The organism is Streptomyces sp. NPDC079141, assembly GCF_040686775.1.
GTDB lineage: Bacteria > Actinomycetota > Actinomycetes > Streptomycetales > Streptomycetaceae > Streptomyces.
In genome coordinates this window covers 17,661-29,193 of the sequence record NZ_JBFBLP010000011.1, presented here as the reverse complement: position 1 = coordinate 29,193, position 11,533 = coordinate 17,661, and the positions used below count along the sequence as shown (strand labels likewise).

Below are 11,533 nucleotides of genomic sequence, written 5' to 3'. Positions count from 1 at the left end.
CCCACTTCCCACCGGCGCCCCGGGTCGTAGACTCAAGGCCACGGACCGCTGCTCCCGCACTTGGTGAGGAGGCCCTCCAGATGCGTGCAACCGTGGGCGACCAGCTTGTCCAACACGGCAGGGTGGTCGGACAGCAGGACAAGGTCGGCGAGATCGTCGAAGTTCTGGGCCAGGAGGGCAACCCTCCGTACCGCGTCCGGTTCCAGGACGGGCACGAGGGTCTGTGCTCACCCGGCCCCGACACCGAGATCCGCCACCGGGAGAACTCCCAGTAATTCAGCGCGGAGGCATCGCCGGCCGCGCGTAGTGGTCGGCGACCACCCGCGCCATGGCGCCGCTCGGATCCGCCGCGACCTCCCGGGCGGCGAAGAAGACATGCCCGCGTGCCTCCGGGTGCTCCTTGGCCAGGGCGAGATGCCGGGACAGCTGGGCCGGGTCCTGCCAGGCGGCCGGCTGCGCCGGGTCGCCCGACCGGTACAGGGCCTCGCCCAGGTACAGCTGCGTCCCGGTGCCCCGGACCGCCTTCGCCCACCAGGGCAGCAGCACCGCGTAGTCGGCGGCTGCGTGGCCGATGTGCCAGTACAGCTGCGGGCAGATGTAGTCGATCCAGTTCTCCCTGACCCATTTCCGGGTGTCCGCGTACAGCTCGTCGTACGCCTGGAGCGCCCGGGTGTCGGAGCCGCGCGGGTCGGTGCCCGCGTTGCGCCACACCCCGAACGGGCTGATCCCGAACCGCGTTCCGGGCCGCGCCTGCTGGATCCGGGCCGCCGTCTCCCGCACCAGCCGGTCGATGTTGTCGCGCCGCCAGGCGGCCCGGTTGGTGAAGCCGCCGCCGTGGCGGTCGTAGGCGGCGTCGTCGTCGAAGGTCTGGCCCGGCACCGGATACGGATAGAAGTAGTCGTCGAAGTGCACCGCGTCGACGGGGTACTTCTCCACCGCGTCCAGCATCGCGTCCTGCACGAAGACACGGACCTCGGGCAGCCCGGGGTTGTAGTAGAGCTTGCCGCCGTACCGCACCACCCAGTCCGGATGCCTGCGGGCGGGGTGGGAGGGGACGAGCCTGCTCACGTCGGTGTGGTTGGCGATCCGGTACGGGTTGAACCAGGCGTGCAGCTCCAGGCCGCGGGCGTGGGCCTCGCGGACGGCGGCGGCGAGCGGGTCCCAGCCGGGCGCCCTGCCCTGCGTTCCGGTCAGATACGCCGACCAGGGCTCGTACGGCGAGGGCCACAGCGCGTCCGCCGTGGGCCGCACCTGGAAGATCACCGTGTTCAGCCGGCGCCGTACCGCCGTGTCGAGGTGGGCGATCAGCTCGGCGCGCTGCTGTGCGGCGGTCAGGCCCGTCCGGGAGGGCCAGTCGCGGTTGGCCACCGACGCCAGCCACATGCCCCGCATCTCCCCGGCCACATGCCGCCGCCTCGGCGCGGCCTTCGCACCCGATGCCGTCGTGAGTGTCGCCAACGCGGCCAAGGCGAAGGCCCGGCGAGTGACTCGGCCCATCCTGCACCCCCAATTGCGCTGCGGATCCGCATCGTCACGGACCGTCTCCGGGCCAAAGGATGCCCGACCCCGACGATCGATCATCGATACTTGGGAGTAACGTGCACGAACGGAGCAGGCACCCGAACAACGGCGGACCTGCCACCGGCCAAAGACAGCGAAAGGGACGATGTGACGTACATCCCCGCGGGAGACATCGCGCGCGTCGGAGTGGTGGGCTGCGGCCAGATGGGGGCAGGCATCGCCGAGGTGTGCGCCCGCTCCGGCCTGGACGTGAAGGTCGCCGAGACGACCGGCGAGGCCCTGGAGATCGGCCGCACCCGGCTGTTCAACTCCCTGACCAAGGCCGCCGAACGCGGCAAGATCAGCGAGGAGGAGCTGGCGGCGACGCAGGCCCGGCTCAGCTTCACCACCGATCTCGGCGAGTTCGCGGACCGCGACCTCGTCATCGAGGCCGTCGTCGAGAACGAGCAGGTCAAGACGGAGATCTTCCAGGTGCTCGACCAGGTCGTGACCCGGCCGGACGCCATCCTGGCCTCCAACACCTCCTCCATCCCGCTGGTGAAGCTCGCGGTCGCCACCTCGCGGCCCGACCAGGTCGTCGGCATCCACTTCTTCAACCCGGCCCCGGTGCAGAAGCTCGTCGAGCTGATTCCGGCGCTCACCACCTCCGAGGGCACGCTCAGCCGCGCCCAGGTCTTCGCCGAGAAGATGCTCGGCAAGCATGCGATCCGCGCCCAGGACCGCTCGGGCTTCGTGGTCAACGCGCTGCTGGTGCCGTACCTGCTGTCGGCGATCCGGATGTTCGAGTCCGGCATCGCGAGCCGCGAGGACATCGACAACGGCATGGAGTTCGGCTGCGCCCACCCGATGGGTCCGCTGAAGCTCTCCGACCTGATCGGCCTGGACACGATCGTCTCGATCGCCGACTCGATGTACTCCGAGTACAAGGAGCCGCTCTACGCCGCTCCCCCGCTGCTCCAGCGCATGGTCGACGCCGGCCGCCTGGGCCGTAAGTCCGGATCGGGCTTCTACACCTACAGCTGATTGCACAGTGCCCGTTCCAGGGTGCTGATTACACAGTGCGACGAGCAGGGGCCCGGCACTCCACGGAGTGCCGGGCCCGCCGCATTCACACACCGTGTGCGCTCCGGGCTCGCATATGCCCGTCGCACACTCTCCCCACGTGTCCACCAGGCGAGTTGACTCTTCATGCGCATGCAAGGGCGCAAGAAAGGGATGTGACGACTACGGAAAGGAGCGGACTCGTGACCGCCGACCCCGAACATCCCGTGGTCCATGGAGAACTCGCAGAGTTACGACGCCGCCTCGATGTGGCCTATGCCCGGGTCGAAGGAGGCCTGGCCCTGCTCAGCCACCGCAGCGAGGAGACGGACAAGGAAGTCGACGATCTGGCCGCACGGATCGTCGCCCTGGAGCACGCCCGCTGGCCGCTGCCCGCGGTCGCGGCGCTGACCGCGCTGGGCGCGCTCGTCGTGGCGATCTGGCAGGCCTTCGGCAACTGAGGGACCAGGGCGCCGCGTTGGGGGGATCAGGGCAAGGCGTCCTGCCCGAGCCTGAGGTGGTGCAGCAGGAGTAACGCGGCCGCCATGTTGGCGGCCGGGACCTCCCCACGGGCGACCATGTCGGGAACGAGCTTGAGGGGGACCCATTCCCGACGGTCCGACTCGTAGTCGTCCACGGGGTGTCCGACGTACTCGCCCCTGTCGGCCCAGTAGATGTGGTGCCGGGCGTCGGTGAGGCCGTTGGACGGCTCCACGCTCATGAGGTGGTGCAGCGGTCCCGGCCGCCAGCCGGTCTCCTCCTCCAGTTCCCTGGCGGCCGCTACGGCGATGTCCTCGCCGTCCTCCACGACGCCTGCCGCGAGTTCCCACCCCCAGCTGTCGGTGATGAAGCGGTGGCGCCACAGCAGGAGGACCTCGTTGGCCTCGTTCACCACCGTTGCCACGGCCACGGGCCGCAGCCGTATCAGGAAGTGGTCGAGATGCCGGCCGTCCGGCAGCTCGACATCCGCGAGATTGACGCTGAACCAGCGGTTTGAGTACACAGTTTGTTCGTTCTGTTTCGTCCACTGCACGGTTCTGCCACCTTCCGCCGAGTAAGTGGCAATATCGCAGCAGGAGCGGTCTGACAGCAGGCGCACAGAACCCCGCTCGCAGCGCGGCGCAGTGTTCTTCGGGTGGATTTACGGCGGTACGCGCCGGGTTCAGAGCGGTACGCGCAGGGCCCCGTCGATGAGTTCGGCGGCCTCGGAGGTGCCCGCGCAGCCACTGCGCACGAGGTACTCGCGCACCGCCCGGAGTCTGTCGCGCAGCCGCTGGGACTCCATCCCTCTCGCCTGCTCGGCCATCTGCACAGCGGTCGCCACCGCCTTGTCGGCATGGCCCTGGCGCAGTTCGATCGTGCTGAGCATGGCGAGCCGGTGCACCCGGCCCCGGTCGTGGGCGGGGTTGTCGACGGCCGCGGCGGCATGCACCCCGGCCGCCGCCAGCTCGCCCAGGCTGAGCAGCGCCTCCGCCACCTGGACATTGACAAGTCCCGGCTGGACATAGCCCGTTTCGTCGGGCTCGTATCCGCGCCGGATGCGTTCGGCGGCCTGCTCGGCACGCCGGATGCAGGACAGGGCACTCGTGCCGTCGCCGAGGTGGGCGTACGCCTTCGCCTGCATCGCGTACAGATCGGAGGCGAGCGCCGGGGTGATGTGCTTGCCGGCGGCCCTGAGCGCGGCCTCCGCGAAGGCGACGGCCTGCCGGTACTCCCGCATGAACAGCGACTGGTTGACCAGGAGCGCGATCACATACGCGCCAAGGCCCCGGTCACCGCTGGCCTTCGCCAGCCGGAGCGCCTGGTGGAAGTAGCGCTGGGCCAGTCCGTGCGCGTCCGAGTCGTACGCGCAGATCCCCGCGATCGCCACCAGGCCGCCGGTGGCACGGTGCAGTTGGCGGCCGGTGGCATCGGTGTAGCTGCCGCGCAGCAGCGGGGCCGCCTCGGCGTTGAGGAAGCCCACGATGCGGGTCCTGGTCGCTATGCCGCCGGCCTTGCGGTACATCTGCTCGTAGTGCGTCCGGGCCGCGCGCAGCATCGCGATGTCGGCCGTGGTGACCCGGTGCCGGCCGCCGCGCGAGACGTCCACGTCCTCCGGCGGGTTCTCCCACTCCCAGACGGGCATCACCGCGGGCGTGCCGGTGACGGCGGGCGCGCCGAGGATGTGCGGGCGCTGCTGTTCGTCGGAGCGCCACAGGGCGGTGGCCCGCTCGACGAAGCCGGACAGCGAGGTGCCGTGCGGGACGGCCGGTTCGCCGGGGACGCCGAGGCCGATGTCGTCGAGGGTGACGGGCCGTTGGAGCCGGCCGGCCAGCACCTCGCAGATCAGGTCGGGCACCTGGCCGCGCGGCCGCTGGCCCTTCAGCCACCGCGCCACGGCGGTGTGTTCGTATCTGAGCGCAAGCCCGCGCGCCCGGCCCGCCTGGTTCACATGCGCTGCAAGGCCCGCGTGCGAGATCCCCGCCTCGTCCAGGATCGCGTCGAGCAGAGTGTTGGGCTGCATATATGCCCCCCGGGTGGCTCGGTGCCGTCAGAGTAGTGGGTCCGCCTTCACACGGGGTGTGAACGGAGTGCTCGAATCCGGGCTGTGCGCGCACTGTTGCGGAGAGTTTCGACCCGGTTGACTGAATTGCCTCGCAAGAGGCCGGCCGGGCCGCCGGCTCCCCCTCGTACAGTGCGGCGGCCCGATTCCGCGCCGTCCGCCCAGCTGCCTGCCCGACACTCCGTGGCGGGGCGGACGGCTCCGCCGGCTGGGCCGTACGACTCAACGCCGTTGCGCTAGCGGTGCGTTGTCGGCTGCGGGTTCGTTGTGGCTGGTCGCGCAGTTCCTCGCGCCCCTAAAGGGGCGCTTTTCCGTACCCGGTCGTTCCTGATGACCAAGAGGGCGATGTCGTCCGACGGGGTGCCTGATGTGTGGCGCATGAGTGCTGTCAGGAGTGTGCGCAGGACCAGCTGGGGTGACGACGGCTGGGTGTGGATCGCGCCCGCCAAGGCGGCCCGGAGGGGAAAGAATCGGCCATGTGCGTCGCGGGCGTCCTCCGCACCGTCCGTGTACAGGACCAGGGACTCGCCCGGCAGCAGGCGGCCGGCGCGGGCGGGGGTCAGGTTGCGCGGGAGAGGGAACGGGCCGAGGGGCGGGAGCGGATCGGCGCGGGCCAGCGGCGCGACCGTGGTGCCGCTCATCAGATACGGCCAGGGATGGCCGCAGTTGAGGACGCGCACCATGCCGTCCCGGCGGATCTCCAGGAGCAGGACGGTGACGAACTCCTCGCCGACCGGGTTGTCGGGCTCCCGGCCCCCGGCGGGATGCTCCTCGCGGGAGCGCTCGCGCAGATGCCGGGCGAGGGCCCGCTCCAGCCTCCGCAGGACCCGGGTCAGATCGGGTTCGTCGTGGACGGCCTCGCGGAAGCTGCCGAGGAGGGCGGCGGCGGTGCCGATGGCGGTGATCCCGTGCCCGCGCACGTCGCCCATCACCACCCGTACGCCGTGCTCGGTGGCGATGACCTCGTACAGGTCCCCGCCGACCGTGGCGCCACGGTCGGCCGAGAGCTGCGCGGCGGCGATGTTCAGCCCGTCGATGCGCGGCGGCAGCGGCCGCAGCAGCACGCTCTGCGCGACACCGGCGACCCGGCGGATCTGCCGCAGTTCACGCAGGAGCGCCTGACGGACGTGGAGTATCAGCCCGGTTCCGACGGCGAAGAAGACGGCGCTGGTGGCCACGCGCGCTCCCAGGCCGTCCTGTTGGGCGAGCGGACAGGTGAGCTTGTACGTGATCGCCACGGCGCCCCAGGCGGTGGGCAGCCCCAGCGCGAGCAGCCGCCGGGGAAACACAGCCTTGATGCGGATCATGCCGATGGCCCCCCATGTAGGCCCTGACAACGCAGAATCGGACCGACCCCGAAAGGCCGGTCCGATTCTGTCGACCGCATGGCCCGGAAGGACCAGATCGCCCCCAAACCTCACCCGAACGAGTGAGGTGACGTGAGGCGTCCCGTCAGGGGCCCGGGGAACTAACCCCGCAGCACAGCCCCCGTACGCTCGCCCGCGAGGGCCACCGCGGCATCCCTGGCGGCCGAGGCCTCGTCCACGGTCAGCGTCCGGTCACCCGCACGGAACCGCAGCGCATAGGCCAGCGACTTCTTCCCGTCACCCAGCTGCTCCGCGTTCTCGTACACGTCGAACAGCCGGATGGCTTCGAGCAGGGACCCCGCGCCCTCGCGCAGCGCGGCCTCCACCTCGGTGTGCGGGACGAACTTGTCGACGACGAGGGCGACATCCTGCGTGGCCACCGGGAACGTGGAGATGCTCGGCGCCTGCGGCGTGTCGTCGCCGACCCGCTCCAGCGCGTCCAGGTTCAGCTCCATCGCGCACGTACGCGCGGGCAGCCCGAGCGCCTTCAGCACCCGGGGGTGCAGCTCACCGGCGTGGCCCACGACCTGCTCGACACCGTCGGCGGCGACCACGAGCTCGGCGCACCGGCCGGGGTGCCACGGGCCGTACTGGCCGGACCGCACGATCAGCTCGGCGCCCGCCTCGGCGGCGACCGTCCGCGCGGCCTGGACCGTGTCGGCCCATCCGGCGGGACGGCCCGCGCCCCACCAGCCGGCCTGCTCGCGGGCGCCCGCGAGGACGACGGCGACATGGCGCGGCTGCTCGGGCAGCACGGCGTTGAGGGCGGCGATCTCCTCGTCGGTGGGACGCCGGTCCACGGGCAGGTGGGCGGCGGCCCCCTGCTCCTCGCGCGGCAGGAAGACCAGGCCGGTCTCGAAGAGGGCCAGGTCGTGCGAGCCCCTGCCGTCATTGCGCCGCAGAGCACCCAGCAGGCCCGGCAGCAGCGACGTGCGGAGCGCGGGCTCCTCGTCGTTGAGCGGGTTGGTGAGCTTCACGACCCGGCGGGCCGGGTCGTCGGCGTCCAGGCCGAGCTGGTCGAAGACCTGCTCGGAGATGAACGGGTAGTTCGGCGCCTCGACGTAGCCCGCCCCGGCCAGCGCGCGGCCGACCCGGCGGTGCAGCCGCTGGCGGTGGGTCAGGCCACGGCCGGACGGCGGCTTGGGCAGCGTGGAGGGCAGGTTCTCGTAGCCCTCAAGCCGGATGACCTCTTCGGCCAGGTCGTTCTGCTCCAGCAGGTCGGGCCGCCAGGACGGGACGGTGACGATCAGCTCGTCCTGCCCGTACACGTCGCAGCCGACCTGCTGGAGGCGGCGTACGACGGTCTCGCGGCCGTAGTCGACGCCCGCGACCTTGTCCGGGTGGTTCGCCGGAACGGTGATGGTGTGCGGCGCGGACGGCGTGATGGCCTCGGTGACGCCCGCGTCGGCGGTGCCGCCCGCGAGCAGCACCAGCAGGTCGACCGTGCGCTGGGCCGCGGCAGCGGCGGCGGCCGGGTCGACGCCCCGCTCGAAGCGGCGGGAGGCCTCAGAGGACAGCTTGTGCCGGCGGGCTGTGCGTGCGATGGAGACGGCGTCGAAGTGCGCGGCCTCGATGACGACGTCGGTGGTCGCGTTCTCGACGTCCTCGGTGTGGTCGGCGATCTCCGTGTTCGCGCCGCCCATGACACCGGCGAGGCCGATCGGGCCGCGGTCGTCGGTGATGACGAGGTCCTCGGCGTGCAGCTTCCGCTCGGTGCCGTCGAGGGTGACGATCTTCTCGCCCTCGGCCGCCCGGCGCACGCCGATGGTGCCCTGGACCAGCTTGCGGTCGTAGGCGTGCAGCGGCTGGCCGAGTTCCATCATCACGTAGTTGGTGATGTCGACGGCGAGCGAGATCGGGCGCATGCCGACCTTCTGCAGCCGGCGCTTCAGCCAGATCGGGGAGCGCGCCTCGGGGCTCAGACCGGAGACGGTGCGGGCCGTGAAGCGGTCGCAGCCGAGCGGCTCGGAGACCTGCACGGAGTAGCCGTAGGCGTTCGGCGCCGGCACGTCGAGCAGGGCCGGGTCGCGCAGCGGCAGGCCGTAGGCGATGGCGGTCTCGCGGGCGACGCCGCGGATGGACAGGCAGTCGCCGCGGTTGGCGGTGACGGCGATGTCCAGGACCTCGTCGACCAGCTCAAGCAGCTCGACGGCGTCCTTGCCGACCTCGGTCTCCGGCGGCAGCACGATGATGCCCTTGGTGCCGTCGTCGCCCATGCCCAGCTCGTCGCTGGAGCAGATCATGCCGTGCGAGTTGCGGCCGTAGGTCTTGCGCGCGGAGATCGCGAAGCCGCCGGGCAGCTCGGCGCCCGGGAGTACGACCACGACCTTGTCGCCGACCTGGAAGTTCCGGGCGCCGCAGACGATCTCCTGGGGCTCGCCGGTGCCGTTGGCGGTGCCGACGTCGACGGTGCAGAAGCGGATCGGCTTCTTGAACTCCGTCAGCTCCTCAATGGTCAGTACCTGTCCGACGACCAGGGGGCCCTTGAGGCCGTCGCCGAGCTGCTCGACCGTCTCGACCTCAAGGCCGGCCGAAATGAGCTTGGCCTGCACATCGCGGCCGGTCTCGGTGGCCGGCAGGTCGACGTACTCCCGCAGCCAAGAAAGCGGGACCCGCATCAGATCTCCATCCCGAACGGCCGGGTGAACCGGACGTCACCCTCGACCATGTCTCGCATGTCCTCGACGTTGTGGCGGAACATCAGCATCCGCTCGATGCCGAACCCGAAGGCGAAGCCGCTGTACTTCTCGGGGTCGACGCCGCAGGCGGTGAGCACCCGCGGGTTGACCATGCCGCAGCCGCCGAGCTCGATCCAGCCTTCGGAGGAGCAGGTACGGCAGGGACGGTCGGGGTTGCCGACGGACTCGCCGCGGCAGACGTAGCACACCATGTCCATCTCGGCGGACGGCTCGGTGAAGGGGAAGAAGTTCGGCCGCAGCCGGGTCTTCATGCCCTCGCCGAACAGGGACTGGACCATGTGGTCCAGGGTGCCCTTGAGGTCCGCCATGGTCAGGCCCTCGTCGACCGCGAGCAGCTCGACCTGGTGGAAGACCGGCGTGTGGGTGGCGTCCAGCTCGTCCGTGCGGTACACGCGGCCGGGGCAGATCACGTAGACCGGCAGCTCACGGTCGAGCAGCGAGCGGATCTGCACCGGGGAGGTGTGGGTGCGCAGTACGACACCGGACTCGGTGCCGCCCTGCGGGCCCTCCACGAAGAAGGTGTCCGCCTCGCCGCGGGCCGGGTGGTCCGGGCCGATGTTGAGGGCGTCGAAGTTGAACCACTCGGCCTCGACCTGCGGGCCCTCGGCGACCTCGTAGCCCATGGCCACGAAGATGTCCTCGATGCGCTCCGAGAGCGTGGTGAGCGGGTGGCGGGCGCCGGCCGGTACGCGGTCGTAGGGCAGCGTGACGTCCACGGCCTCCTCGACCAGCACCCGGGCGTCGCGCTCGGCCTCCAGCTCGGCCTGACGGGCGGCCAGGGCCTTGTTGACGGCGCCCCGGGCCATGCCGACGCGCTTGCCGGCCTCGGCCTTGGCCTGCGGGGGCAGGGCGCCGATCTCGCGGTTGGCGAGGGCCAGCGGCGAGGTGCCGCCGGTGTGGGCGACCTTGGCCTCCTGGAGCGCGTCGAGGGAGTCCGCGGCGGCGAAGGCGGCGAGCGCCTCGTCCCGCATGCGCTCGATCTCTTCCGGTTTCAACGCCTCGACCTCGACAGGGTCGTACGACTTATTCGGTGCCGACATCTCTTCCCGTGCTTCCGATTGGCTGGCGGATGGTCCCCGTGACCGGCGCTGAGACTCTCTGCGGGCCGTGTGCAGGACACAAAGGTGCCAAAGGCCGAGTCTAACGGGGTGAAGGATTACGAATGCGCCCGCGGCCGTCAGGCGAGATACGCCGGTGCGGCCACGGGCAACGTAAATCGGAACTCGGCGCCGCCGCTCGCGGCCCGGCCGACCGTGATGGTGCCGCCGTGGGCCTCGACGATGCCCTTGACAATGTACAGCCCGAGGCCGGTGCCACCGCGCTTGCTGCCCCGCCAGAAGCGGGTGAAGACGCGGTTCATGGACTCCTCCGGGATGCCTGGCCCCTCGTCGCTCACCTTGACCGACGTACCGGCGTCCTCCCCCTCGCGGGGTGACGCCGTGGGCATGACGTCAATCGTGACCCGTCCCTCGCCGTGCCGCACGGCATTTTCCAGCAGATTGCTGAGCACCTGGTCGATCTTGTCGGGGTCGGCCCACAGATCGGGCAGCGGCTGCTCGGTGCGCAGCAGGAACCGGTCGGCGGGCTGCCCGGCGGCGACGTAGGCCTGGATGTGGCGTCCGACGGCGGCCCCGATGTCGACGGGCTGCCGGCGCACCTCCAGCCGGCCGGAGTCGATCCGGGAGATGTCCAGCAGCTCGGCGATGAGCCGGGTGACGCGGTCGGCGTCGGCGTCGACGGTCTCCAGCATCAGCCGCTTCTGGTCGTCGGTGAACCTCTCCCACTTGGCGAGCAGCGTCGCCGTGAAGCCCTTGACGGAGGTCAGCGGCGAGCGCAGCTCGTGGGCGACGGTGGCGATCAGCTCGGCGTGGCTGCGCTCGGTGCGGCGGCGGGCCTCGGTGTCCCGCAGCGAGACGACGACCCGGCGGACGGGCCCGGTGGGCTCGGTGCGGACGTACTGGACGGTGACCAGGACCTCCCGCCCGCCCGGCAGCAACAGGTTCCGCTCGGGCTGCCGCACCCGGATGGCGAGTCCGCCGTAGGGGTCGGTCAGCTGCCACCAGCGCCGGCCCTCCAGATCCTCTAAGGGCAGCACCTTCTCCAGCCGCTGCCCGAGGGCGTCGGCGGCGGGGACGGCGGTGATGCGCTCGGCGGCGGCGTTGAAGCAGATGACGTGCCCGTGCTCGTCGGCGACGACGAGGCCGTCGGGCAGGTCGTCGGGGGCGATTCCGAGTTCGGCGAGGTCGCCGTACCGGGGCGCGGGCGGGCGACTCACGTCCCGTGCTCCCGGTGCGCTGCTCGTGCCGACACTCATCCCCGTACCCCACCTCTCAGGACGACTGAGGGGCCCCGAGCTGGTCACC

At 71.1% G+C, this 11,533-nt stretch carries 10 protein-coding genes; 3 read left to right on the top strand and 7 right to left on the bottom strand.

Going from position 1 to position 11,533, the window contains the following annotated elements:
* Positions 1 to 80: 80 nt before the first annotated feature.
* Positions 81 to 275 carry a DUF1918 domain-containing protein gene (locus AB0Q90_RS26790; protein ID WP_363160765.1) on the top strand — a complete coding sequence of 65 codons (195 nt, stop codon included), beginning with the start codon at positions 81 to 83 and terminating at the stop codon, positions 273 to 275.
* A 1-nt stretch (position 276) separates the two neighbouring features.
* On the opposite strand, the gene AB0Q90_RS26785 is transcribed toward AB0Q90_RS26790, so the two are convergent.
* Positions 277 to 1,497 carry a family 10 glycosylhydrolase gene (locus AB0Q90_RS26785; RefSeq protein WP_363160766.1) on the bottom strand — a complete coding sequence of 407 codons (1,221 nt, stop codon included), beginning with the start codon at positions 1,495 to 1,497 and terminating at the stop codon, positions 277 to 279.
* Positions 1,498 to 1,668: 171 nt separating this feature from the next.
* On the opposite strand from AB0Q90_RS26785, the gene AB0Q90_RS26780 reads away from it, so the two are divergent.
* Positions 1,669 to 2,544, top strand: a complete 876-nt coding sequence (locus AB0Q90_RS26780; RefSeq protein ID WP_363160767.1) for a 3-hydroxybutyryl-CoA dehydrogenase — start codon at positions 1,669 to 1,671, stop codon at positions 2,542 to 2,544.
* A 221-nt stretch (positions 2,545 to 2,765) separates the two neighbouring features.
* Positions 2,766 to 3,023, top strand: a complete 258-nt coding sequence (locus AB0Q90_RS26775; protein WP_363160768.1) for a hypothetical protein — start codon at positions 2,766 to 2,768, stop codon at positions 3,021 to 3,023.
* Between the two features lie 26 nt (positions 3,024 to 3,049).
* Here AB0Q90_RS26775 and AB0Q90_RS26770 read toward each other — a convergent pair whose 3' ends face one another.
* The 6 genes from AB0Q90_RS26770 to AB0Q90_RS26745 all read right to left on the bottom strand — a co-directional run bounded on the left by AB0Q90_RS26770 (position 3,050) and on the right by AB0Q90_RS26745 (position 11,484).
* On the bottom strand, positions 3,050 to 3,595 hold the full coding sequence (locus AB0Q90_RS26770) for an NUDIX hydrolase (protein ID WP_363160770.1): 546 nt from the start codon (positions 3,593 to 3,595) through the stop codon (positions 3,050 to 3,052).
* Positions 3,596 to 3,724: 129 nt separating this feature from the next.
* Complete coding sequence (locus AB0Q90_RS26765; RefSeq protein WP_363160771.1) at positions 3,725 to 5,065, bottom strand: transcriptional regulator; 1,341 nt, start codon at positions 5,063 to 5,065, stop codon at positions 3,725 to 3,727.
* 275 nt (positions 5,066 to 5,340) lie between these two features.
* Positions 5,341 to 6,411, bottom strand: a complete 1,071-nt coding sequence (locus AB0Q90_RS26760) for a PP2C family protein-serine/threonine phosphatase (RefSeq protein WP_363160772.1) — start codon at positions 6,409 to 6,411, stop codon at positions 5,341 to 5,343.
* A gap of 161 nt (positions 6,412 to 6,572) precedes the next feature.
* Positions 6,573 to 9,089, bottom strand: a complete 2,517-nt coding sequence (pheT, locus tag AB0Q90_RS26755) for a phenylalanine--tRNA ligase subunit beta (protein ID WP_363160773.1) — start codon at positions 9,087 to 9,089, stop codon at positions 6,573 to 6,575.
* Positions 9,089 to 10,210: a phenylalanine--tRNA ligase subunit alpha gene (gene pheS / locus AB0Q90_RS26750; protein ID WP_363160774.1), complete on the bottom strand. Its 1,122-nt coding sequence runs from the start codon at positions 10,208 to 10,210 to the stop codon at positions 9,089 to 9,091. Before pheS ends, pheT begins: the two co-directional genes overlap by 1 nt.
* Before the next feature lie 137 nt (positions 10,211 to 10,347).
* Positions 10,348 to 11,484: an ATP-binding protein gene (locus AB0Q90_RS26745; protein WP_363160775.1), complete on the bottom strand. Its 1,137-nt coding sequence runs from the start codon at positions 11,482 to 11,484 to the stop codon at positions 10,348 to 10,350.
* Positions 11,485 to 11,533 lie beyond the last annotated feature (49 nt).